General features: G+C 36.1%; 18 protein-coding genes. 9 read left to right on the plus strand and 9 right to left on the minus strand.

The window, feature by feature from the left end; genetic code table 11:
- Positions 1 to 5 precede the first annotated feature (5 nt).
- Positions 6 to 1,022 (plus strand): WD40 repeat domain-containing protein, encoded by a 1,017-nt coding sequence (locus tag IE155_RS14355; RefSeq protein WP_189378937.1) that lies wholly within the window; start codon positions 6 to 8, stop codon positions 1,020 to 1,022.
- A gap of 30 nt (positions 1,023 to 1,052) precedes the next feature.
- Here IE155_RS14355 and IE155_RS14360 read toward each other — a convergent pair whose 3' ends face one another.
- Genes IE155_RS14360 through IE155_RS14375 form a run of 4 tightly spaced genes read right to left on the minus strand, consistent with a single transcriptional unit; the run spans position 1,053 to position 5,764 of the window.
- On the minus strand, positions 1,053 to 2,810 hold the full coding sequence (locus IE155_RS14360) for a sugar phosphorylase (protein WP_189378938.1): 1,758 nt from the start codon (positions 2,808 to 2,810) through the stop codon (positions 1,053 to 1,055).
- Complete coding sequence (locus IE155_RS14365) at positions 2,794 to 4,044, minus strand: glycosyltransferase family protein (RefSeq protein ID WP_189378939.1); 1,251 nt, start codon at positions 4,042 to 4,044, stop codon at positions 2,794 to 2,796. Before IE155_RS14365 ends, IE155_RS14360 begins: the two co-directional genes overlap by 17 nt.
- Before the next feature lie 2 nt (positions 4,045 to 4,046).
- Positions 4,047 to 4,883: an HAD-IIB family hydrolase gene (locus tag IE155_RS14370; protein WP_189378940.1), complete on the minus strand. Its 837-nt coding sequence runs from the start codon at positions 4,881 to 4,883 to the stop codon at positions 4,047 to 4,049.
- Positions 4,883 to 5,764 carry a kinase gene (locus IE155_RS14375; protein WP_189378941.1) on the minus strand — a complete coding sequence of 294 codons (882 nt, stop codon included), beginning with the start codon at positions 5,762 to 5,764 and terminating at the stop codon, positions 4,883 to 4,885. Before IE155_RS14375 ends, IE155_RS14370 begins: the two co-directional genes overlap by 1 nt.
- A gap of 232 nt (positions 5,765 to 5,996) precedes the next feature.
- Here IE155_RS14375 and IE155_RS14380 point away from each other — a divergent pair, with 232 nt between their 5' ends.
- A complete protein-coding gene (locus IE155_RS14380) occupies positions 5,997 to 6,599 on the plus strand; it encodes a PepSY domain-containing protein (RefSeq protein WP_189378942.1) in 603 nt (200 codons plus the stop codon).
- A gap of 29 nt (positions 6,600 to 6,628) precedes the next feature.
- Here the strand turns inward: IE155_RS14380 and IE155_RS14385 are convergent, their stop codons facing one another.
- Together IE155_RS14385 and IE155_RS14390 are read right to left on the minus strand one after the other, a co-directional pair.
- On the minus strand, positions 6,629 to 6,970 hold the full coding sequence (locus IE155_RS14385; protein ID WP_189378943.1) for an outer membrane protein assembly factor BamB family protein: 342 nt from the start codon (positions 6,968 to 6,970) through the stop codon (positions 6,629 to 6,631).
- A 57-nt stretch (positions 6,971 to 7,027) separates the two neighbouring features.
- The gene (locus IE155_RS14390) at positions 7,028 to 7,885 is read right to left on the minus strand and encodes a peptidylprolyl isomerase (protein ID WP_189378944.1); all 858 of its coding nucleotides are present in this window, start codon (positions 7,883 to 7,885) and stop codon (positions 7,028 to 7,030) included.
- Between the two features lie 146 nt (positions 7,886 to 8,031).
- Between IE155_RS14390 and IE155_RS14395 the strand changes: the two genes are divergently transcribed.
- The gene (locus tag IE155_RS14395; RefSeq protein ID WP_189378945.1) at positions 8,032 to 8,742 is read left to right on the plus strand and encodes a DUF445 domain-containing protein; all 711 of its coding nucleotides are present in this window, start codon (positions 8,032 to 8,034) and stop codon (positions 8,740 to 8,742) included.
- Between the two features lie 229 nt (positions 8,743 to 8,971).
- Positions 8,972 to 10,159 (plus strand): amino acid aminotransferase, encoded by a 1,188-nt coding sequence (locus tag IE155_RS14400; protein WP_189378946.1) that lies wholly within the window; start codon positions 8,972 to 8,974, stop codon positions 10,157 to 10,159.
- Positions 10,160 to 10,256: 97 nt separating this feature from the next.
- Here the strand turns inward: IE155_RS14400 and IE155_RS14405 are convergent, their stop codons facing one another.
- The 3 genes from IE155_RS14405 to IE155_RS14415 all read right to left on the minus strand — a co-directional run bounded on the left by IE155_RS14405 (position 10,257) and on the right by IE155_RS14415 (position 14,925).
- On the minus strand, positions 10,257 to 11,120 hold the full coding sequence (locus IE155_RS14405; protein ID WP_189378947.1) for a hypothetical protein: 864 nt from the start codon (positions 11,118 to 11,120) through the stop codon (positions 10,257 to 10,259).
- Positions 11,121 to 11,344: 224 nt separating this feature from the next.
- Positions 11,345 to 12,511, minus strand: a complete 1,167-nt coding sequence (locus IE155_RS14410; protein WP_189378948.1) for a mechanosensitive ion channel protein MscS — start codon at positions 12,509 to 12,511, stop codon at positions 11,345 to 11,347.
- Between the two features lie 161 nt (positions 12,512 to 12,672).
- Positions 12,673 to 14,925, minus strand: coding sequence for a TonB-dependent receptor (locus tag IE155_RS14415; protein WP_189378949.1), 2,253 nt, complete (start codon positions 14,923 to 14,925; stop codon positions 12,673 to 12,675).
- Positions 14,926 to 15,401: 476 nt separating this feature from the next.
- On the opposite strand from IE155_RS14415, the gene IE155_RS14420 reads away from it, so the two are divergent.
- The 5 genes from IE155_RS14420 (at position 15,402) to spoT (ending at position 26,536) form a co-directional block, all read left to right on the plus strand.
- Positions 15,402 to 22,064, plus strand: a complete 6,663-nt coding sequence (locus IE155_RS14420; protein ID WP_189378950.1) for an ATP-binding hybrid sensor histidine kinase/response regulator — start codon at positions 15,402 to 15,404, stop codon at positions 22,062 to 22,064.
- Positions 22,065 to 22,096: 32 nt separating this feature from the next.
- Positions 22,097 to 23,059: a GGDEF domain-containing response regulator gene (locus IE155_RS14425; protein ID WP_189378951.1), complete on the plus strand. Its 963-nt coding sequence runs from the start codon at positions 22,097 to 22,099 to the stop codon at positions 23,057 to 23,059.
- 221 nt (positions 23,060 to 23,280) lie between these two features.
- Positions 23,281 to 23,910 (plus strand): guanylate kinase, encoded by a 630-nt coding sequence (gmk, locus tag IE155_RS14430; protein WP_189378952.1) that lies wholly within the window; start codon positions 23,281 to 23,283, stop codon positions 23,908 to 23,910.
- Positions 23,911 to 23,963: 53 nt separating this feature from the next.
- Positions 23,964 to 24,242, plus strand: coding sequence for a DNA-directed RNA polymerase subunit omega (gene rpoZ / locus IE155_RS14435; RefSeq protein ID WP_189378953.1), 279 nt, complete (start codon positions 23,964 to 23,966; stop codon positions 24,240 to 24,242).
- 185 nt (positions 24,243 to 24,427) lie between these two features.
- Positions 24,428 to 26,536: a bifunctional GTP diphosphokinase/guanosine-3',5'-bis pyrophosphate 3'-pyrophosphohydrolase gene (gene spoT, locus IE155_RS14440; RefSeq protein WP_189378954.1), complete on the plus strand. Its 2,109-nt coding sequence runs from the start codon at positions 24,428 to 24,430 to the stop codon at positions 26,534 to 26,536.
- The last annotated feature ends 6 nt before the right edge of the window (positions 26,537 to 26,542 follow it).

Below are 26,542 nucleotides of genomic sequence, written 5' to 3' on the forward strand. Positions count from 1 at the left end.
TCAAGATGAAATCTACCATTTTAAACTCCCGTTTCAAGTCAGTTAAAACAATCGTATTTTTGGTATTTATCAATTTTATTTTAAGTAGCTGCAGTGACAACACCCTATTAGAATCACCGGCGTTAGTTACTCAGCATTACACTGAAAAAGAGATATTAAAAGCGGCTGATATTTCTAACGATGGAACTTACTCACTGCTTAGTAATAATCAGCATGTGTGCTTATGGGACAACACTAAAAATATAAAAGTATATGAATGCCTTAATGGTCTTGAGGGGCAACTAATTGAGCTTGTTGGTATTTCAAAATCTAATAAATATTTTTTTACCTCTAACCGCGTTAATGTGCACTTGTATCAATTAGAGACTGGTCGATTAATAACAGTATGGTCTGCGGGTGATAATATTATTAACGATATCGCGATGTCCGCTGATGATTCAACTATCATATTAGGCTTTCGTAATGGGCAAGTCAGTGTTGTCGGTGTTCACGATAATCAAATTAAAACTTATGATATACATCGTCTCGACATTAATAGTGTGGACCTCTCTGATGATGGTCAATTAGCATTCACCGGTTCAAGCGATAAAACAGCTAAACTCTGGCAAACACAAAATGGTGAAGTAAAAAAGTCATTTAAACATAGCATGCGAGTGAATCATGTTACCCTGAGCAATGACGCTAAGTTAGCTTTTTCATTAGATGCAATTGACGACAGATTTTTTTGGCTATTGCCAAGCGGACAGCTATTTTCAACGCTACAAAGCTCAGTACGATTTATTGAGTTTAATCAGTCACGGTTTTCGCCCGATAAACAATGGCTCCTTACTGGCGGACCAAGACAAAAACTACAACTTTGGCGACTAACAACAGGCGAATTAGCGGCTCAATGGACAACATTTAAACCCCAAGACAAAATACGTTCTTCAGTACTTAGTGTGCGCTTTATTAACCCTACTACTGTGGCATCCGTAACAAGTGACGGCGTATACCAAACTTGGCAAACTCCAGTATTTCAATAATTTGACTCTATTGTTCTGATAATAGTTAATTTAACCATTATGTCCTTTGTTCGATATCCAAACACTCTGATAAGGTAATAGCGTCAGCTCTTGAGTTAATTCAGTAATTTCACTGTCAGTAATTAACTCATACCAACTTTCGGTAATAATTAGATTTAGTTCACTTAACGGTAATAATTGTGGCTGGTCGGTCACATTACTAATACAAAAAATTCGTTGTTTTCTATCTAAGCTTTGTCGCCAAAAGCCGAATAACTGTAAACCTAAATGTAACGTAAATTGTGTCGCATTAGGATGAAAAGCTGATTGCTTAATACGAATATCTAATAAGTTTTTCATACTAGAAAGCACCTTAGCATGATGCATGCTTTCATCCGTTAACGCCTTTTCTAATGCATCAACTTGCCATCGATGACGGTTAATTGATCGGTTATGATGAGTATTTTCCAGTTTTTGATAATCATTTTGTGTACCCAGCATACTATGAATATAAATACCTGGAATGCCTTCAAGAGCAAGCATTATGGCATGAGCACACATAAAGCGTTCAAAATTCCATTGATCCGGACCAGAAATAGTTCCTTGTAATGCATCATATAAAGAAATATTCATTTCATACGGTTTTTGCTGTCCGTTGTCGGATGTACGCCACGATATTTTTCCACCAAAATCTTGCACCGTAGTTGTCAAAATTTGTATTTCTTCATCACTAAGTAAACCTTCGGCAGGTCTTAAACCTATACCATCATGTGATGCAATGAAATTAAAGTATGTAGTCCCATCTTGAGCAGGTGGCATGCTCATTAGCCAACGTTTTAAATATAAACAATTACCGGTTATTAATGTATTAAGCAATAAGGGTGGCAACGAAAAGTTGTAAATGGCATGAGCTTCGTTCGCGTTACCGAAATAGGTTAAGTTTTGCGTATTAGGAATATTAGTTTCTGTAATAATAACCGCGTCATTTCTGGCATGCTCGATTAAGGTTCTTAATAAACGCACTACCTCATGAGTTTGCGGTAAATTAATACAGGATGTTCCAATAGTTTTCCACAAGAAAGCAATGGCATCAAAACGAAATATTTTTACGCCAGCATCTAAGTATTGCCTAATGATGCTCACAAAGCTTTTTAAAACCTCTGGATTTCTAAAGTCAAAGTCCACTTGATCTTCACTAAAAGTACACCATACAAACTGTGTTCCTTTACCCGTTTCAACTTCACGTAATAAAGGTGAGGTTCTAGGACGCACAACTGCCGATAAGTCATCTTCAGGTGAAGCCGTATAAAAATAGTCAGAGCCCTGACCTTCACCTTTAATAAAATTATCAAACCAAGCACTTCGGCTAGAGCAATGATTTATAACGAGATCTGACATTAAGTGCCATTGTTCAGAAATTGCCTTTATATCTTGCCAACTACCGAGGGACTCATTTACTGAAGAATAGTCAATAACCGAAAAACCATCGTCTGAGCTATACGGGAAAAATGGTAAAATATGTACACTATTAATACTTGAACCAATGCTTTCATCTAAAAAGCAATGCAAGCTTTGTAATGGCGGGCAATTATCTTCAATGATACTGTCACCATAAGTGATCAGTACAACATCCTCTTCTGTCCAATGATTACAAAATGGCTCAGGTGGCAATGCGTTAGCATCAATATGCATTAATGTGATTAATGACGTTGCTAATTCATCTACCGACTCATTAAGTTTAACCTCTTGATATATCATACTTAATTGTTGCGCTAGTTTTTGCGCTAACGGGCTAACCTGCATTTGCATAAGTACCTTTTTCTGCCGAAAATTCTTCGTTATCTAATTCAACCGCTTCTTTAAGTTCAGCTAATACATTGGGCATTGCGCTCACCACTCGATTCCAAGAAGGTATAAAGGGTGTTTCCATCGGTTGCTCTAAGAAGGTGTGTCCCGCCGTTAAAATATTTTGCGCAAACATTTCTACCGCCTTTTCTTCATTATGAATATCAAGAGACAGGCCGTTCATAATGGCGTCATTACGATACGTTTCTACATAATCAAGAGCAATACGATAATAAGTTGCCTTTAATGTTCTAAACTTTTCAGTCGTAAAGGTTTCACCTTGTGTTGCTAATTTACGTATAAGTGCCTTACTAATGTCAATCGACATTTTTGATAAGCCGCCATTCTCATTATCTAATGAAAGGTCTTGATGTTTATGATCATAGGTAGAAGCGATATCAACCTGACACAATCGGTTTGATGAATAATTACGATGCATTTCTGACAAGACACCAATTTCTAAGCCCCAGTCGCTTGGAATACGTAAGTCATTCAATACATCTCTTCGAAAAGAAAATTCACCTGCTAACGGATATAAAAAACTATCCATATAGTCTAAATAATCACAATGCCCTACCGTTTTCTTTAATGCTTTAATTAATGGGGTTACTAATAACCGTGACACTCGACCATTAATTTTTCCATCCGCAACGCGTGCATAAAACCCTTTCGAAAACTCATAGTTAAACATAGGGTTAGCCACAGGATATAATAAGCGAGCAAGTAGTTGACGATCATAAGTTAAAATATCGCAATCATGTAAGGCAACAGATTCGGCCTTACCCGATGCTAAAATATAGCCCATGCAATACCAAACATTTCTTCCCTTACCTAATTCTTTTGGTGCTAATCCCAGTTTTTGCAGCTTAGCATCAAGTGCCTGTAATCGAGGCCCGTCATTCCACAACACTCTGTGATGTTGTGATAATTGTCCAAAAAACTTTAACGCATGACGATACTGCCCTTCATCCGCGCGGTCTAAACCAATAACTATTTCAGAAAGATACTCAACACCTTTAATTTTATTAATAATATCAGGTAATGCTTTACCTTCTAATTCAGAGAACAGAGAAGGAAGTATCAAGCCCAGTGGTCTTACTTTAGAAAATTCTAATAGATCCGCCTCTAAACTTTCAGGTTCTCGTTGTGATAGGTTATGTAACGTTGTCACCATGCCATTTTGATAAAAATCAGCCATAGTTATGCTCCCTTAGTAAGTTTTGAAGATAAAAGTTGCTGTAAGCTTTCAGCCCAGCCTTGTGGACCATATCCTTGGGTTTTAATTGTTGAAACTTGCCTTTTTAATACGGGGAAATCATTAACTGGCGAGCGAACTTGAATTGCAATATTTGCTGCTTCAAGCATAGCAATGTCATTATCACCATCCCCTAAAGCAATAGTGACCACTTCGTTATCGTTATAAAAATCTCGATATAAGCTGGCTAACCAAATCATAGCTTGCCCTTTATCGCTATAACCGCTTACATGTAAAAATCGCCCACCTTGAAGTACGTTTGCACCTAAATCACACAGTAATTGAATAAAGTCTTCTTTTTCACTATCACTGCCTTGCCAATGTAAAGGTTCTCCAAATAAGCGCTGCTTTGCTTGCTCTGCTTTTTTTTGTGTTAAGCCTGTTAACTCTATTAATTGTTCAACCGTTAATTGCGAGAATCCTTTGTAGTTTTTGTGAAAAGCCTGACAGTGCTCTGTTAATAGATCTAACCAATGCTGACGTGGTAAACAAAATGATTTAACCCAATAATTATCGATTTGCACTGTATCTTCAGGTTGCTGAGCAAACGTAGATATAGGAATAAAGACTGCAGCACCATTTTCTACAATAAATGGTGTCGTGATTGCTAATTCTTTTGTAATAGCAGTTAACTCAGCTTTGGTTTTACTTGTATTTAAAATAACTGGTATATCAACAGCTGCTAACTGTGCCAGAGTTGACAGGGCAGCATCAGCTTTATACGTATAATGATCTAACAGGGTACCATCTAGATCAGTAAATATAAGAACACGCTCTGGCATTATTTAGTTTCCCCACAGGCGAAGTCTATGATATTACGTTTGCTATCGAGTACAAGTACTCCATCAGCTGACTGCCCAAGCGTTGCAATACCATGCTCAGTCAATCGTTGAAAGTATTGTATAAATTCAAATACCTGTTCAGGTGTCATTACTTTGTTCGTTGCACTTAGCTTCGTCTTTTTTGCTAATTTTTCTTCTTGTTCTAGCCGCCATTGGTACACACAGTCAAATGACGGCGCTTGTAAAACTAACCAATAATTCATGTATTGATACAGAGGTTGATAATGATCTTTTAATTGTTGATTAACATAATTTCGCCAAATTCCTTCTGGATCATGTGTTTTTTCTAATGTATTAATCGGTGTGTTCAACTGTGAAGTTGATTGCGCTTCTACCCCCCAGCACCAACCTTCGAAGAGAACAATATCAACAGGTTGACTTATTTGTTGCCATAGAGATTTCTCATAAGGTTCGTCCATAGCTTTGTTAAACCTTGGGATCAGAAAACCACTTGTTTTACTTGTAAATTTTCTAAATATATCGGCCATTGCTTCACTATCGTGCGTGCCTGGCACACCGCGTGTTGATAATAATGGATGAATACTTTGAGCTAATTGTTGTCGTTGGCTACTAGATAGATAAAAATCATCTAGTGACATTACGACAACATTAAGCGATTTTGTTTCACCAAGGTATTCAGCAAGGTATGCGGCAAAGGTGGACTTCCCACTGCCTTGGCAGCCATTTATACCAACAAATAAAGGCTTCATTGAATTTTGATATTCAAACAATAATTGCTCAGCAATGGGCTGATAATAACGGTTAATTGTTTGTTCAAATGTATCGGGTAAATGATGTTGTTCAATAAACGTAGCAAGCATAAACAGTTATCCCCAATAAATATTTCGTAGATATACTCATTTCAACTCTTATGCCAAGAACACCTTTTTCAATAACAAAGTAGTTAACGATATGAATAGTAAAGAAATAAGTTTAAAATCAACAACAAAATTCCAAGGTTAACATTTATCTTTGGTTAGCATATTTGCAATAAACTCGCACCGGCGCACAATTTTGGTGCAATATTTGGTTTAATTTTCAAGGAAATGTTTCATGCGTACTTTACATAAAATATTAGGACTTTTCATGTTGCTACCTTTTATCGCATGGGCAATTACAGGTATTTTTTTCTATTTCAAACCTGGCTATCAAGAAGCTTATCAACCGCTTTTTATTCAACACTACCTGCTGAACAAGAACATTACCCTACCAGAACAACATGATTGGCTCGCCATAAAACAAGTAAAAACTATTTTGGGCGATCACTTGTTAATCAAAAATGCTCAAGGTTGGCAACAGTTAAATCCAGAGACTTTTCAGCCTTTAGACTCTATCTCCAAGGAAAAAATAACGATTCTAGTTAATGATGCGATTAAAAATAATCCTTCGCGTTATGGTGAAATAGTCACAGTTAATGGTTATGAAATTTTGACGTCGACTGATGTACGAATAAACCTCAACTGGGAACAACTTTCTCTACGCCAGCAAGGTAAAGATACAGATTTTATCAATACAATTTATGACATACATTATTTACGTTGGACGGGTATAAAATCACTAGATCAAATCTTAGGAGTTATCGGTTTATTATTAGTGGTTTTACTTGCAGGAATAGGTACTTATTTAACGTTTAAAGGCGATAGCTCTAAACGTTAAATAATTTAAACATTATAGTGTTATTTAATTTAGCTACCAGCAGTGGTTGTTGAAGCCGAACCAGCAATAACCACGGTCGATACTGCCGCTTGCTGTGCTGCTATTCCACTTATCACTGAAGAGCTTTGCTGCTCACTAGCCATAATACAGGAGCCATAACCCAAACCTTTTAATGTATTCTCCCATAAAATACTACCATCAGATGCATTTACACAAAACAAATGCCCACCTGAATAAGCAAAAACACAGTTGTCTTCATAATATACATTGGTGAGCATTGAACTTTTTACTTTTGTTTTCCATAGCTCCTCACCATTTTTTTTATTTAAGCAAACCACATGGTTTCCTATTCCTAAAAACAATTTATCCATCGTGAATTCCTTATAAAGACTAAACCAAACATTAGATTATGCGTAAAGCCAATTAAACTATTTTACAATCCTACTTTGTACGGGTGTTTGACATATATCTAACACTGGAGGCGGCTTTTTAAAAAAGAATGCATTTTCACGTATTCGACGATCGTGCAGTTTTTTTCGATAATCATCAGTATCTGTTTTTGCCACTTCAATATTAATACGTTCTTTTACAGGCACATCACTCATTAATTGCATGGAAATTATCGATGTATAATCGTTTTCTTCAACCGCTATATCACCATCAATAACTGCAGTACGCTTAATGGTTTGTACATTATCCATACCATAAACAACCCGTCCAAAAACCGTCATTAAACGATCTAAATAACGTGTTGCCTGACCAATTGTTATATAAAAGTGACTGGTAGCAGTATCTGCACCCGTTTGTCTGGCCATGGCAATAACACCTGGACAATGTAACATCCATGCTTTTTGTTCTTTCGAATCATATCCCAAGGCAAACCCGTCCTTAAAGCCAGTTTGTTCTACAAACATATCGTTAGTTTGTACCTGAGTAAACTCGAAATTTTTATCCGTAGAAAACTCCCCCTCGAATGCTAATAAAGGTACGGCCTTATCTACAGCACTGCCATCTTTAGGACCACCTTGCGCAACAAAACCATCAATAACGCGATAGAATTTAGCGTTATTATAATGACCAGAACGGGCTAGTTCAGTAAACTGTTTAACATGGTTAGGAGAAAATTGAGGTGCTAATTCGATTACAACTTTACCATGAGGTAAAGTAAGTAATACCGCATTACTTGGGTCAATCGCACGCCATTCATTCGCCTGAGCAACAATCGAAAACAAAAATGCAAAAATTGATGTAACAGAGGCGTTCAAGATTGTAATCGTTATCTTCATAATCTCACAAATTGCTTTTAATACTTATCGGATAGTAAAGCAAATACCACGTCTTGATGCTAGTTAAACTTTATCAATATGAAGTAATTGGTCTTTTTAGTTTTGCTTGATAAAATAACGCCAATTTACAACCAGTGCAGAACATAATGAATAAAAGCTTTATCACTAACTTTCTCGCATTAATTGCCATAATAGCGGGTCATTTCTTAACACAACCTATTTTATTCGCTGTTGGTTTATTTGCCTTATCAGGAGCGGTAACCAATTGGTTAGCTATACATATGCTATTTGAAAAAGTCCCATTTTTATATGGCTCTGGTGTAATTCCTGCTCGATTTGAAGACTTTAAAGCAGGTATCCGTAATTTAATGATGGAACAATTTTTTACTGAAGAAAATATTGACCGGTTTCTTTCAAATAGTAGCGGTAAAGCCAGTAATATAGATTTATCGCCAATTATCGAAAAAGTCGATTTATCACCCGCTTTTGATAATTTAATAAAAGTTATTGAAACCTCTTCATTTGGCGGCATGTTAGCAATGGTTGGAGGAAGTGAGGCATTACAGCCACTAAGAGAACCTTTTATTGAAAAAATGAAAGAAACAATGTCTGACTTGTCTCAAAGCGACGCGTTTAGCACCTTATTGCGAGAAGAATTAGAACAACCTAATATGATATCTAGCATACAAAATAAAGTCAGTGATATTATCGAAAAGCGATTAAATGAACTCACCCCACAATTAGTAAAAGAGATTATTCAAAGCATGATCCGCCAGCATTTAGGCTGGTTAGTTGTTTGGGGAGGTGTTTTTGGTGGAGCGATTGGCTTTATTGCCGCGATCACTAATAATTTTTAAATATTAAACTTTTTATGTTAATTATCATTTGATAAAACTTTTCATACATCTTTACACTATTTATTAGTTTTTATTGGCATATAAATTCACTATTTTTTTCGCCTAAATGCTTTAAAAATAGCCTTAATAGGGCTATGCTTGCCCTTTAACAATAGGGAATTAACTCTACTGAAAGTGCGATGGCGCATTCTCAGTTCAATTCCACTCTTTTTATAAGGTAAACGGAGAAATGTTTGGTAGCTTAAAGGCATTACCTGCCGATCCAATTTTGGGTTTATTGGCAAAATATCGTGAAGATTCAAATCCAAATAAAATTGATTTGGGTGTTGGAGTATATAAAAATGAAGCTGGACACACAGCGATTCTAGGTTGTGTAAAAAAAGCTGAAAAATATCGTCACGATAATGAAGATACCAAAGTTTACATTGGTCCAGCCGGCTCACCGTTATTTAACAACGAGATGAGCAAATTAATATTTGGCTCTCACAAAGTGTTAATTGAAAATCGTGCTCGCACGGTATCAACTCCTGGTGGTACAGGCGCATTACGTGTTGCTGCCGAATTTATTAAATCTTGTAAAGCAGGTGCAACAATTTGGGTAAGCAACCCAACATGGGCTAACCACACTGGTTTATTTCAGGCGGCAGGCTTAACGGTAAAAACATATCCTTACTATGATTATGAAAATAAAAGCTTAGACTTTGACGGCATGTTAGCCGCACTTAAAGAAGTCAGTGCTGACGATGCTGTGTTATTGCACGCATGCTGTCATAACCCAAGTGGTATGGACTTAACCAATGAACAATGGCAACAAGTTGCAGAAATAGCCAAAGCGAAAGCATGGTTACCTGTCGTTGATATGGCTTACCAAGGGTTTGGTGATGGTCTAGATGAAGACGCTTACGGTTTACGCCTTATGGCTGATAGCGTTGAAGAAATGATCGTTTGTAGTTCATGTTCAAAAAACTTTGGCTTATACCGTGAACGTATTGGCGCAACGACCATAATTGCAAATTCAGCGGCAAATGCTGATATTGCTAATTCAGTCTTATTATCAGTTGTACGCTGTATTTACTCTATGCCGCCAGCACACGGTGCTGCATTAGTTGAAACCATTCTGCATTCTGATGAACTACGCCAGCAATGGCATGTTGAATTAAAAGAAATGCGCGATCGCATAAATGGCAATCGACAAGTCATTGTTGATAAGTTGATTGAAAATGGTGTAACACGCGACTTTAGTTTTATAACTCGTCAAAAAGGCATGTTTTCATTCTTGGGTATTACTCCTGAGCAAGTGCAACGCCTACAAGATGAATTTAGCATTTACATGGTAGGTTCTAGCCGTATGAGTATCGCTGGTATTGCACCGACTAATATTGATTATTTAGCACAATCTATTGCTAAAATACTTTAATATCTCCTACAAATACCAATAAAATGCAAAAAGCCGAGTAAGTTTAATTACTCGGCTTTTTAATTATCAACGCCTGATATTCGCTTAATAATTCACGTTAAGCGCGTTTAGCATTTGCTGTAAATAATAAGAAAAACAACCCAATAACTAATAGTACATACGTCTGAGATTCTGGTACTTGTATCACTATATTATCATCTGGAATAGTAGGCGATAGTTCAGTTCTAACTACCTGAACATTCGCTGAAATAGTATGGTTAGTATAAAATCTCACATCATTCAATGTCGCGCCATCGCCTAAAATGAATGCGCCTTTATCAGCGAGAAAGGTACCACTAATGTCTGCGCCACCAAAGTTAAACTCTGAAAACCCTACACTTTTATTGATAAAATTAAATATAACATTAGCAGAAGTTAAGCCTCCTGACAGTAGTATTCCTGCACCTGAACCAACTTTAGCATCACCAAATATATTAATAACAATCTGATCTGCGCTACTTCCGTTGATCGTTAAATACTCACCACTACTTAATAATAAAGAATCTATCGTGTAATTGTTTTCAAGGCTGGCATCTAAAGTAGTCGTTTTATCTATTGTCCCAAGGTGTTGAGCACTAGTTGTAAACAAAGACGCTTGAAGATTCGCATTTGAAATATCACTTTCTAATTGCCCACAAGAACTCTGTGAACCATCAATTTGAGCACCAGCACCTATAGAGAAGGTATCAGAACATGCATTACCATGAACTTTAGCGCCTGAAGCTAATGCTAAGTACCAGCCGGCACCAACACCACCAAAAATTTCAGCTTCACTACCTAAAATAATACTTGACGTTTTACCACCTGTAGCCATGGTATATTGCTGAGCCACCCCAAAATCAATTACACCAGCAATACTTTTATGGCTAGTTGATAACGATAATAGGGCGACATAAATCACTAAAAGAATACAATTTTTCATAACAACCTATACAAATACAAAAAATGACAGCGCTATCATACAAGGAGTTGTTACATAAATAAACTAAAATTGTTGGAAATAACGTCAATAGATATTTCAAATAAGATAAGTACGAAGTTTAAAAAATAATGTTAATTTGAACCAACATCCGTTTTTCAACGAGATTAATATTCGAACATCCTTTACCTTCATCACATGAAGGTAAAGGATGAATACCAGTTATTTTAACCATCTTTATTTGGGGTGTTTGGTATAGGTTCAATCAAAATTTCACTTTTGAAGTTAAACAACTTCCCACTCCAAATAAATACTTGCCAGACTAAAACACCGAAAGGAATGTAACCAAAGTACCCCAGCAAAGGCATTTCTGAAAAAATGTGAATGACATCCACATAAGGAATATTATAAACCCAATAATTAGGGTTTGTTATAGGCTCTGCACTCGGATGCATTGACCCATAATTCCACATCTCCCAAAAGAAACCATTTAGCAATGAGGAAACACCAATAAGTACACCTGCTGTCCAGTTACCTTTGGCTATATCGGTAAAGGGATTCCAAATATTATATTTTAGTAAGATGCCTGTCATAACCGCAAAAGGACCTATCCATACTGCCCAAAACAATGGAAACGGCCAATAAACCATCGCACCAATTAGCACAGCACCAATCAAAATCATGGTATTACCTTTGAGCACCATTTTAGGACCATTTTGATAGCGAGCGTTCATTGAAGGGAATGTTTTGAGTAAATTGTACCATTGAAATAATACAGGGGTAACAGTTGAGTAGGTAATTAAAAACTCAATTGTTAATATGGTTTTTGACCACGTCATAAACTCGGCATTTGGGTAATACCAATTACCTAAGACAAAGTAATCAAAAAATTCAAAATATGCCCAGCCTAATATAGACACTAAACCACTAATCAATAAAGTAATTGGTTTTTTTGAAAACAGTGATGCACCATTATTTCTTTTATAAACAATACCGTCTAAAAAGAAAATAAAGCCCCACCACAGCGGTGTAAACGCCCAAAAGACCAAATCACCAAAAGGTGTAACACGAGTCCACATTAACCACCAAAAAAAGCCCATAACCATTCCGCCAGCCCAAAACCACCAAGGCAAGCTAACAGTAGATTTAGGTCGAGGAACGACAGGAGCGCCTTTAAAGCCAAAATACTGAGGAACAAGAATTAAACCACCAATATATATAACGCCCGCAAGCATGGTTAAAAAATACGAAAGGCTAAAGCTAGGGACTTCTCCTCCATAGGTTGGAGGAAACTCTCCAAAACCTGGAGGTAAATGAGTAGGATATTTAAACCATGCCACAACTAAGGGCACAAGAAAGGTGAGTAAAACAGGCCAAAGTAACTTCCATTTCATTGCGTTGTCTCTCTTTTTAGTTTTTTAATTTACAACCTTTAGTGGTAAACCACCTCCTTTGTCTAAAGGTAATATATAACTGAAGACTATGTCTATAACTATTTGGTATAGATAATAAGGCCCCTTAATAGGGGCCTTACATTTAGCTCGTTAAGGTTTGTTTAAAATTTGTAATTAAGTTCAACACCCAATTGCCTTGCCTCACCTTTTAATTCTGTTACAGCGCCTAAAGCGGCAATAGAATCAAACCTTAATTCAGCATACTCAACGTTGGTTAGGTTTTTCCCCCAAAGTGACAATAATAAAGCATTACTTGCCTGATAACTTATACGCCCATTAGCAAGGGTATATCCTTTCTGCTCGGTGTAAATGTTTTCATTCTGATCAAAGTAAAAATCTGACTGATAGTCAAAGCCTAATTGTGAAGTCAGCATTTTTCCAGCAAGTTGTGTTTCATAAAGAACAGAACCACTGATATTCCATTTTGAAGAAAATGGCAGACGGTTATCATCAACTAAGATATTATTTTTTTGATAATGGCCAATATTCGCCTTGGGTAAATACCCCACGTTAATATTAAATTGTAAATTATTCGTAGGTGTATAAGCCATCTCTAATTCGGCACCATAGATAGTCGAATCACCGGCATTTTTTAACACGTGATAAGGCACCACACTATTTGGAATATTAACAAACACCTGCTGTTCTCGATAATCATAATAGAATGCAGCAATATTTAATTGTAAATAGGGAATAATATTTTGTAATTTTCCTCCCACCTCATAAGCATGAAGTTTTTCTGCTTGATATTCTGAATCTCGCGCTTGTAATTCACTGGTAGAATAGCCCCCATTATAACCACCACTTTTATAGCCGCGTGTATAGCTTACATAAAGACTATTATAAGCATTTAGCTTTTGCGTTAAGGCTAATTTTCCTGACCATTCTCCATCAGTAACCTCACCATTAAAATCCCATAAATCGGGAATCAAACCAGTGATAATATCAAGATCTGCATTTGCATGATATTTAGTGCTCTCATCGGTATAGCGTAATCCAGTAGTTAACGTTGTAGCGTCAGTGACCTGGTAATCTAACTGCGAATAAATAGCCATTGAACTATTTTTCAATACATTATTATAACGATACTCTGCTGCGTTAGTTGCTAATTGAGGTATAGCTCTAAAATCACGAAATAAATCAAAACTATTATTTTGCTTGGTTTCTTCACTTAAATAAAATAGACCCGTTTGCCAAAATACCTGCTTTAAATGGTAGGCTATATTTAACTCATGGGAAACAAGTCGGTTACCTGTGCCCATAGAGCCTTCAATATAATTACCGATACCATCCGAATCCCACAAATGATCTCGCTCTAAGTCTCGTAAGCCACTGATAAGCGTTAGGTCAATATTTGGATTTATATGCCACTGAACATTAAGACTTGCTCCCCAACTATCACTTTCGTGATTTCTATCAGCGGTATCGGCTTTCACATCCCAAAAATCAGAGCCACCCACTTGTCCGCCAAATGCGTCCATACATATGTCAGAGCCAGCTTGTTCTGGCGTGCACATTCCTGAACCATCAAGATTTAAAATGCCGTTACTGGCAATAGGTTTAGGCTTTCCTGACCATTTTTCCTGATGAACTTTAGCTAAAATAGTGACATCATCAAGTTCAGATTTCACTATCAAACGAAAGTTTTGCTGTTTTAATCCCCCATCAGGAGACCCCTCCATTAAGTTATTAGTGGAAAAATCATAATCGTCTTGATTGAAAGCAAATCTCATTGCTGTGGTATCAGATAAAGGAATATTTATCGCACCATCTACTGAACGATAGCTATATTGCCCTATGCTCGCATTTATATAACCACCAAATTCAGCATCAGGTTGCTTAGACATTAAGAGTATGGCGCCACCTGTTGTGTTACGACCAAATAATGTGCCTTGAGGGCCTCTTAATACTTCTATTTGCTCAATATCAAATAAGTTAATTGATAAATTATTGGCGCTGCCACTAACAATTCCATCACTATATATAGCAATGGGGGAAATAGTAGAAGTGTTATAATCGATCATACCTACGCCACGAATACTAAATGCTGGTGGTGTGCCTTCTCCCGCATTATTCGTAATTTTCAGATTGGGGACTGAATTAGCCAGTTGTGTAGTATCTTTAATTTGTAATCGGTCAATATCTGAACCATCAATTGCAGTAACAGCAACAGCAACATCAACTATACTTTGCGCCCTTTTTTGCGCATATACTTCAATAACTTCAATGTCTGCAGAGCTTTCTTTAACTTTACTTGCTTTTAATTCAAGTCCATTTGCGTTTACTGGGTTAGATACACCCGTTACAAGCATTCCTGCTGCAACTGAAAGGAATAATGTGTTTAACTTGAACATTAAAACGCCTTGATTGTAATACTAAATTCATTAAATTTAGGTGTAAAACATCGCAAAAAAATGGCTAAAATGAATATGATGATTAATAATCATTTATATAGCTTTAACTTATTTTTCACCACATTAAATTACACTGAATTATTAAAAACTCTAATAAAGTTAACAAAAAGTTAATTTACAACTAAATAATGAGTAACTTTTATATCAAAAAGCTTGATATATAATAGGTAGGTACTAGTGTAGTTACATAAATTACTTTTTAAAAGTAAGTTTATAAATTTACACTCATTATTTACCTCGAATAAAAATAGATTTGATGGAAATTAGAAAAATGAGCACGATAAATACAAAAATAATGTATTTATCCTAAGATCAAAAATACACTGCTGATCAATTTACTCAATTAGTACTAATCCGTAGATAAGCAGAAACGACATTACTGAATATAGTAGATTTATCAAGGAATCCTCATTTTTATGCTTTCGTTTAAAGATTACAGTATCATCAAAGAATTAAATGCAATATCGACTTCTATCAGTGCTTTTTTAGCACACAATGCCAATAATGAAAAAGTATTAGTCAAACGATTTAAAAAAAATGACAACAAACAATCAACTGTACAGTTTAAACAAGCAATATCACTTGCAAACTCTATTGATACAAACGGAATAGTACAAACAATAGAATCCTTTGAAGATCCTTTTTACTACTACGCCATCTACCCTTACCATCAACAATACACATTATATGACTATAGTGAGCAATCGGATAACCTTGAAAACCAATTAATCATTGCGATCAACCTTTGTAATTTAATCAGCCTTTTACATGATAAAAAACTCGTCATTAACAACATTAATGCTACTAACGTTTTCGTAGATGATAAATTAAAGGTATATCTTTTTGATTTATCATTAGTGAGTCAATATAGTTCTATCCATAAGCGTATAAATAACAATCAACTAGACCAATACAATCTCAAAGCCATGTCGCCAGAAGCAAGTGGCAGAATAAACAAACCTGTCGAGTATTATTCCGATATCTATTCATTAGGTGCCACACTTTTCAAATTATTTACTGGCCAATACCCTTTTGAATTAGAAGATGACATTGAATTAGTGCACGCTCATATGGCTGTTGAGCCTAAGCTAGCTAATTACTATCAACCAAATGTTCCAGAGCAAGTTGCATTAATTTTAGATAAGTTATTACAAAAAACTCCCGAGCAACGCTATAAAACGGTTGCCGGTTTATCAGAAGATTTCCAACAATGCCTACATTTATTAACAGAAAACGGTGAAGTGACACCTTTTGAACTTGCCCAGCGCGATATCAGCGAAACATTAACCTTCCCTGGCAAATTATATGGTCGCGACCAAGAAGTTAAAACTTTATTTAACGCTTACCAAACAGTACAAAAACAACACAGCACTCAACTTTGCGTAATAAGTGGCTACTCTGGTGTCGGGAAGTCTAGGTTAATTAAAGAGATACACCACCCCATCAACGAAGAAAAAAGCTACTTTGCTAGTGGTAAATTTGAACAATATAAAAAATCTACCGCATATTTTGCATTAATAGAATCATTAAAAGAATTAATTGAACAAATATTGGGAGAAAGCAAAGAAGAATTAGCACAATGGCGAAGTATTATTCAACAAGAACTCGCTGATAATGGTAGACTGATAACCGATTTAATTCCTGACTTAAGCCTCATCATCGGACCACAAAAACCGGTTGAAATATTAGGCCCAAGTGAAAGCAAAGTACGATTCGATAATACCATCATCAACCTATTCAAAGCCTTAGGTACTCGGCAAAAACTAATCACTTTATTTTTAGATGATATGCAATGGTCTGATCTCGCGACTATAAAATTATTGGAAAAAATAATAAATCATCCAGAAATTAAGCATTTATTGCTCATCATTGCTTATCGCGATAACGAAATTGATACTTTTCATGTACTCAATCATTTTTTAAGCATCATTGATGACTCATCCACTTTTCATAGCCATATCAAGTTAAAGCCACTAAAGGCTAATGTCATCAAACAATTTATTGCTGACACCTTACTCCTCGATGCATCGAAAGTGACATCTTTTTCTACGGCTGTGATTAAAAAAACAGGGGGAAATCCATTTTTTACAAAAGAGTTCCTCAAATCTTTGCAAGAAAAAGACTTGCTTTTCCTTGACGAAACTAACCAGTGGGCATGGAATATTCCCGAACTAGACAAGTTGTCAGTCACGGATAATATTGTTGACTTAATGGTAGCTAGGATAAGAAGACTGTCTGAATTTCAACAAGATATATTACATGTCACAGCCTGTATTGGAGCAAGTGCTCACCTAAATATTATTGCCGATATATTACATAAAAAAAATGATGTGATTATGCATCATTTAAAAGCAATGATTGAACACGGCTTAATTAGCGCATTCTCTCAAACTGATAATGACACCATAGAAACGATCCGTTTTGTCCACGATAAAATACAACAAGCCGCTTATTCACTTGAACGTCCCATACCAAAGTCCGCTATCCATTATAGTATTGCGGAATATTACCTTGCACTGTTAAACAAGCATCATGACGTTAATATTTTTGATTATATTGAACATTTAAATAATGCCGCTCCTCTATATATTGATCAAGATAAAGAGCTATTACTTGTCACCTACAATATAGAAGCTGGACAAAAAGCACTGACAGCAAACGCCTACAGCAACGCTTTTTATTATTTTGAACAAGCCGAACAATATTTAGGAAATAATCGATGGAATACCCATTATTTGCAAGCAAAACAGGTTATTTTAGGTAAAGCAAATGCTAGTTACTTAACGCAAGATTTTGAACAAATAAATGAAATTTATCAACAAAACCAACAATACTTGAGCAATAAAGTCGAAAAAGTAAATTTAGCTAAAATACAAATATTAGCACTAATTGCGCAAAATAATATGCCTGAAGCCTTATCATTAGGATTATCTATACTCTCTGAATTAGGTTTTGACTTAGCACACCAAAGCGATATTGCAAATCGGTACTTAAGCTTAGAAAATTATTACGAAAATAAGCCAATTAGCCAGTTTATTGATTTACCTATAATGACTGACGAAATAGGCTTAGCTGCTTTAGATATTTTAAATACAATCCAAACGCCCGCATACCTAATCAATCCTAATGATTTTTTAGCCGTCGCTTATACTTCAATGAAAATTTGTTTAAGCTCGGGTATATCAGCAATATCAAGTAAAGTGTTTGTTACCCATGCTTTATTATTATGCGGAGCTTTTAACAAGTTTAAAGATGGTTTAGCTTTTGCTAATTTAGCAACCGAAATTAGCAATAAATTTCCTCTCCCATACAGAGAAATTGAAGTTGAATTTACCCGAAATGTTTCAGTTATCCATTGGAATAAGCATCTAAAAGAAACATTAGCACCACTTGAACATAACTTTTACCATGGAATTGATGTTGGTAATATTGAGTATGCTTTCCACTCTATTTTATTTTTTTGTACCCACCAACTTTTTTCGGGAGAAAGCCTAGATAAAGTTGATGCCATCTTCAAAAAATACAGTCAACTGATGGCAGAAAAAAAACAGGCTTATCAGCTTGGCTTAACGCAAGTTTGGCACCAGTTTTTGCTGAACCTAAGCGATCATAAAAAAATACAAGTGAACTTTGAAGGTCCTGCTTTTAACGAATATAAATCTCTATATTTCTTGCAAGAAACCAATAACACCACCACATTATTTGCTTATCATAGTGCTAAAATGGCCTTAGCCTATTTGCTATCAGACGATGTACAAGCTAAAGAGCAATTTGAATTAGCCGAGCCGTTAGCTGCATCAGTCGTCTCACTTTACCATTTTTCAGAGTTTTTTTACTATGGTGCATTAGTGCTTGCCAAGCAATGTAAGGCATTAACACAGGAGTCACAAGTATTTAAAGACATCTTTGAGAAGCTTAAACAATACCAACATTTACTTCAGCTTTGGGCACAAAATGCTCCTGAGAACTATTTACATAAAGCACAGTTAATTGCCGCAGAAATTGCACATATTGAAAAACAACCTAACGCATGGCAGTTATATGATGATGCTATCAATAGTGCTAGTCAGCAAGGTTATATTCAATATCAAGCACAAGCGCAGGAGTTGGTCGCTCAATATTGGTTAACTTTTGATAAACCAGATATTGCTACTAATTACCTGCAAAGCTCCTATGAAAAATTCTTAATATGGGGCGCGCACGCAAAAGCAAAACAATTAAAGCGTAAATATAAATCACTCAGGTATTTTAATCATGCCAAAATAAATAGTGAGCTCTCATCAAGCCCTAAAAATTCGTACACTCAATCCTTAGATTTAGCTTCAGTCTTGAAAGCTTCCGAAACCTTGAGTGGGGAAGCCGACTTACAAGCGTATTTACATCGTATGATGGTGATAATTATAGAAAATGCAGGCGCGCAGAAAGGTGCATTATTATTACAAACCGAAGGTATTCTCAATGTAGAAATAGCTATCGGTAATTATGGAAAAAGCGCCTCTGAAAACCAATTACCCTACAGTTTGATTAATTATGTAGCACGTAGGCAACAAGCAAAAATCATTGAAAATTCAGTGGCAGAATCTAAGTTTTCAAATGACCCCTACTTTGAAAATAATCACCCAAAATCAGTTATATGCTTACCCAGCATTGTAAAAGGCAATTTAATGGGTGTGGTGTATTTAGAGCATTATGCAATTGAAAATGCATTTACAAATGAAAGGGTGAGCGTACTACAACTGCTCGCTGATCAAACTGCTATTTCTTTCGATAATGCAAAACTTTACCAACAAGTGCTGTCATATAGTCGCAACCTAGAGCATCAAATTCATGAACGTACTAAGGAGCTTGCTTCAGAAAAAATTAAAGCAGAACAAGCAAGCCAAGCAAAATCTAACTTCTTAGCAAACATGAGCCATGAAATAAGAACACCAATGAACGCAATAATTGGTTTAAGTCAACTTGCCTTGCGTACAAATTTAAATGGTGCTCAAAAGGATTATTTAGAAAAAATCCAAGATTCATCAAAATCTTTGCTTGAGTTAATTAATGACATTCTAGACTTTTCAAAAATTGAAGCTCAAAAAATGAGCCTAGAACGAGTAACATTTTCACTCTCTGATATATTACAACGCGTGGTAAATGTATGTACGTATAAAGTACATGAAAAAGGTTTAGAGTTTGTAATTGATATTAACAATAACGTCCCTCAAACTTTAATTGGCGACCCTTTAAGACTGCAACAAATAATTATTAACCTTGCCAATAACGCCATTAAATTCACTAATGAAGGTTCAATCCACATTCATATTGAAAAATTAAACAGTAATAAAGTCATCACAGAATTAAAATTCTCTGTACACGATACCGGCATAGGCATGACGGATGAACAAACAAAGCGTTTATTTGAATCATTTTCTCAGGCCGATGACTCTGTTACCCGAAAATATGGTGGCACTGGCTTAGGCTTAGCAATCAGCAAACAATTAGCTGAATTAATGGATGGAAAAATTTGGGTAGTTAGTGAGCATAATAAAGGCTCTAGTTTCAGCTTTACTGCAAAATTTGAGCAGTGCTCTCAGCAAAGCAATGCTAAGTTAACTTTCAATAGACAAGCGCTTTCTAGCCTAAAAGTACTTGTTGCTGATGATATTGATATTACTCGCAAAGTACTATTAAACGCCCTTTCACACATAGGCATTCAAGCTGACGGTGTAAATGATGGACAGCATGCGCTTGAGCAAGTACTATCTGCCGAAAAATTAGCCCAGCCTTATGATTTAGTGCTTATGGATTGGAAAATGCCGATAATGGATGGCATTGAAGCGGCAAGAAAGATACAACAACAAGCACAAGGCAAGCCCCCACATATTTTGATGGTTTCTGCATATGACAAAGACGAAGCTAAACGCTTTGCAAAAGATGTTGAAATTGAAAAATTCATAGAAAAACCAATCGAACAATCCGTTTTAGTTGACTCTATTATTGAGCTATTAAGCAAAGAAAGTCAGCCAATTCAAGCGCTCGATGTTGAACACCAAGTCATTATTCCTGATTTAAGTGATTTCAAAGTGTTACTTGTTGAAGATAACCTAATTAATCAACAAGTCGCTAAAGAATTTTTAGCAGATACTGGCATTTCTATTGAATGCGCTGAAAATGGCGTAATTGCCTTAGAAAAGTTAGCGATAGCCCCTTTTGATATTGTGTTAATGGATATTCAAATGCCTGAAATGGATGGATTGACGGCGGCAACTGAAATACGTAATACACTTAAATTAATAGACCTTCCTATTATTGCAATGACAGCCCATGCTATGGAGGGAGATGTTGAAAAAAGTATTATTGCGGGCATGAATCAGCATTTAACTAAGCCGATAGAACCTGAATTGCTATATCAAACCTTAACGCATTATTTAATTGCAAATAAATTATCAGCTAAAAACAGTGATGAAAAACCAGAAATTGCAAAAGACATGCATAAGTTACAGCTACTTAAAGATAATACGACCCTACATGTTGATGAGGCCGTAAAGAAAATTCAAGGAAAACGCGCCTTATACCTCCAATTAGTAAAAGACTTTTGGCATAAATATCAAACATTAGCACATGATATAAGTGAGCTTTATAAAGCCCATCAACAAGAAGAATTTTATCGCAGAATTCACTCCTTAAAATCCACAGCCCAATATATTGGAGCTTACGAACTATCACAATCAGCTAATATGCTAGAGAGTGAATTAAAAAAACAAGGTGTACATATTGAACTGAAATTGAACGAAGTCTGCACTCATATTGAATATCTTATTGCACAATTAAATCGTGTTTATCAACAGGAAAAACGTCCTGAAGCGACTGAAATACTTAATACAAGTCAAGCTAAAGTATTTATAGAGCAATTAAAACCGTTACTAAATAATGCCGATATAATTGCTGAAGAGGTTTCACAGCAACTTTATCAGTTAGCTGAAAGAACAGAATATCATAGTGAGATAGCTCACCTTCATGCATTAATTAATGATTACGACTTTGGGGAAGCCATGGATGCTTTAATTCAAATTGAAAAATCTTTAAGTAATTAACAACTTAACAATATCGCATAAAAGAGATTAATATGACTCAAGGACAGGATAAAGTAGGCCAAAGACGCGCCGTTGATAAACATTTCACAATACTGTGTATTGATGACGAAAGTGTAAATCTGAAAATTCTCGCCTCAATTTTTAAAGAGCATTATAAAGTTGTAGCTTGTAAAAGTGCACATCAAGGACTGAAAATAGCCTTAGATATTATTCCTGATTTGATTTTACTCGATGTATTAATGCCAGAAGAAAATGGTTTTGAGTTAATTCAATCAATAAAACAAGAGGACAAAATAAAACACATTCCTGTTATTTTTATTACGGGATTACAAAGTGCTGAAGATGAAGAAAAAGGTTTAACACTTGGGGCTTGCGATTACATTCAGAAACCCTTTAATTATGGCATTGTTCGCGCAAGAGTAAACACTCACCTCGAAATCATAAGACAACGTGAATTACTGGAGCGGTTTGCAAATTTTGACAGCTTAACTGAACTGCCCAATCGGCGAAAATGGGAAAAAGATATAAAAGAGCAATGGATATTTGCTATTGAAGCCAAGCAAGGCATTGTCATTGGAATAGCTGATGTTGATTGTTTTAAACTATATAATGACACTTACGGCCATCAAATGGGTGATATTGTCTTACGTAAGGTTGCTAATGCTCTTCGTCGAGTGCTTTACGAATACCATGGTGATATATATCGCTGTGGCGGAGAAGAATTCTACTTTTACTTACCTGTTAACAAAAAAAATAATATTCAAACTATTTTAGCTGAATGTATTGAACAGGTGCATTTACTCAATATTCAGCACTCAACCTCTATTGCCTGCTCACAAATTTCAGTGAGCATTGGCGCAGCACAAATATCACCAACCTACAACACAGCATTAGAAAGCGTTATTAAAAAAGCAGATGATAAACTTTACCAAGTAAAAAACAGCACACGTAACGCCATTGCTTTTACCGAAATAACATCAGATATGACAGAATAGAAAACAGACTAATCTGTGGTTCGAAATTAATGACTTAGAGCCTATCGATTTTTTGTGGATGAATTTTGCTTGAAAAAACGTTTAGGTGCACCAAACAAGGCGTGGTCTAGTCAATTTGCTAAAATTTCAGTATAGTGCGCGACTTGTTTATTATTGATTAAAGATTATATTCAGTTATCTATTTCTTTGAATATAATACATATGCCGTTAGGAGAAACATCGTGGCCACCCCTGGTAATTTATTCATACTGTCAGCCCCTAGTGGTGCGGGTAAATCGAGTCTGATCACTGCTTTATTAAAACAACCGAATAAACGAAAGCTACAAGTATCTGTTTCTCATACCACAAGAGAACCAAGACCAGGTGAAATCAATGGCGAACACTACCACTTTGTTTCAGTAGAAGATTTTAAGAAAAGCATTGAACAGAAGCATTTTTATGAATGGGCTGAAGTATTTGATAATTACTACGGTACCTCAGAAGTAGCTATTGATGAGCAACTAGCAAAAGGAATTGATGTTTTCCTTGATATTGATTGGCAAGGTGCGCAACAGGTTCGAATGAAAAAACCTGACGTTACCACTATTTTTATCAGTCCCCCATCAAGAGCCACCCTGGAAGATAGGTTGCGTAAACGAGGTCAAGACAGTGAAGAAGTCATTGCACAACGTATGGCACAAGCACAATCTGAATGTTCTCATTTTCAAGAATTTGATTACATCATTATCAATGATGAATTCGAACAAGCTTTAGCTGATTTAGTGACTATTGTCGAAAATCAACGCTTAAAACGTAGTCAACAAGTAGAAAATCATAAAGATTTATTCAAAGATCTATTGGCTAACGATTAAGCACATAGTAAACTACGCAACTATTTTATAAAAATTGAAGTTGGAGTGACCAAATGGCTCGCGTAACTGTTGAAGATGCCGTAGATAAAATCGGTAATCGTTTTGACTTGGTGTTGGTAGCATCTCGTCGTGCTCGTCAAATTGCAACGGGTGGTAAAGATCCATTGGTTGAAAGAGAAAACGATAAGCCAACCGTACTAGCATTAAGAGAAATTGAAGAAGGGTTAATAACGTCTTCAGTGATGGATGTTTCTGATCGTCATGAGCAAGTGCAACAAGAATCAGCTGAATTAGCTGCTGTTGCGGCTATTGTTGGTGGAAACAGCCAATAATTTAGTGATGCAGAAAACCAATAAACGCGTAATTTACCTATAAGTAATTGCGCGTTTTTTATTTTAACTATTTAAATAACCGTAATATACCCGCTAATTGATTCATTCAGGATCTTTAAAATATTGGCTTTCTATTTAAATACACGTATTCTTTAATTAAAACTACCCTCATCAAGGAAAAGCTGGTGTACCTTTTTGAACCATTGAAAGAAATTGTTTCAAGTTACTTGTCAAAAGTACAAGTCGACTTATTAAAACAAGCCTACATTGTGGCAAGAGATGCCCATGAAGGGCAAATGCGTTCAAGTGGTGAACCTTATATTACCCATCCGGTCGCTGTTGCACATAATCTAGCTAAAATGAATCTTGACCATGAAACGCTCATGGCTGCCCTTTTACATGATGTTATTGAAGATACACCTGTCACTAAAGACGAACTTGCAGAATTATTTGGTCACACAGTAGCAGAGCTAGTAGAGGGTGTAAGTAAACTTGATAAACTCAAGTTTGATAACAAAGAAGAAATGCAAGCAGAAAACTTTCGTAAAATGATCCTTGCCATGGTGCAAGATATACGGGTTATTCTGATCAAATTAGCTGACCGTACTCATAATATGAGAACTTTAGAGTCGTTAAGACCTGATAAACGTCGCCGTATCGCACGTGAAACCCTAGATATTTACGCACCCATTGCTAATCGCCTTGGTATACACGACATAAAAAATGAACTAGAAGTCCTCGGGTTTGAAGCGCTTTACCCTATGCGCGCGCGCGCACTAAAATCCGCAATTAAGCAAGCACGTGGTAATCGAAAAGAAATCATTAACAACATCCGTGAAGAAATTGAAGCGAGATTAGAAGAAAGTGGCATTTCTTCTCAAGTCATTGGTCGTGAAAAACATTTGTTTTCTATTTATCGAAAAATGCTAAATAAAGAATTAATGTTTAATGAAGTTATGGATATTTACGCTTTTCGTGTCATTGTTGGCGATAAAATTGACGACTGCTACCGCGCATTAGGAGCAGTGCACAACTTATTTAAACCAATTGAAACTCGCTTTAAAGATTATATTGCTATCCCTAAAACTAACGGTTATCAATCTTTACACACTTCGTTAGTTGGCCCTCATGGTATTCCGGTAGAAATTCAAATTCGCACCCATGATATGGATCAAATGGCTGACAAAGGAGTGGCGGCACATTGGTTATATAAACAAGATGGTGATGACAGCGGCACCACAGCTCAAATGAAAGCACGCCGTTGGATGCAAAGTTTATTAGAGCTCCAACAAAGTGCCGGTAGCTCTTTTGAATTCATAGAAAATGTAAAATCTGATTTATTTCCTGAAGAAATATATGTTTTTACGCCTGACGGGAAAATTATTGAATTACCCATGGGAGCCACTTCGGTAGATTTTGCTTACGCTGTACATACAGATGTTGGTAATTCCTGTGTTGGTGTGAAAGTCGATAGAAAACCTTTTCCTCTTAATCAACCTATTGATTCGGGTCAAACAATTGAAGTAATAACCTCGCCTTCAGCTCGACCAAATGCCACTTGGCTCAACTTTGTTGTTACAGCCAAAGCCCGTTTGCAAATTCGTACCTATTTACGTTCACAAGAACAAAATGAATCTCTTGCTCTAGGTCGACGATTGTTAAGCCACGCGTTAGGTAAAGTAAAAATAACCGAAATCAGTCAGGAGAAGATTGATCAAGTTGTACGTGAAACCAGTAATAAATCGTTTGACGAACTGCTTGTTAATATTGGTTTAGGAAACGCCCTAAGTATCGGTATTGCCCGTCGACTAACGGATGAGTTTACCGAAGACAATATTTTAAACCACTCAACCAGTAAAAATAAAATGCCAATCAAAGGCACTGAAGGCATGCTCGTCACTTACGGTAAATGCTGTCGCCCTATTCCTGGTGATGCCATTTTAGCTTATTTGAGCCCTGGAAAAGGCTTGATAGTACATCAGCAAGGTTGTCGCAATATTAAAGGTCATCAAGAAGGCCAACTGTTTCCAGTGAAATGGGATACTGATATCGAACGTGAATTTATTGCAAAACTTCGCATTGAAATTGTAAATCATCAAGGTGCATTGGCAAAATTAACCAATGTTGTCGCTAAGGCAGGCTCAAATGTACACACGCTAAATTCAGGTGAAAAAGATTCTGGTATTTATGCCGTTGATATGGAACTTACCTGCTTAAACCGTGTACATTTAGCGGGCATCATTCGAAAAATCAAAGTAATGATTGACGTTCAACGCGTCGTTCGTAATAAATAACTCATC

The sequence above is a fragment of the Thalassotalea profundi genome, from assembly GCF_014653195.1.
GTDB lineage: Bacteria > Pseudomonadota > Gammaproteobacteria > Enterobacterales > Alteromonadaceae > Thalassotalea_B > Thalassotalea_B profundi.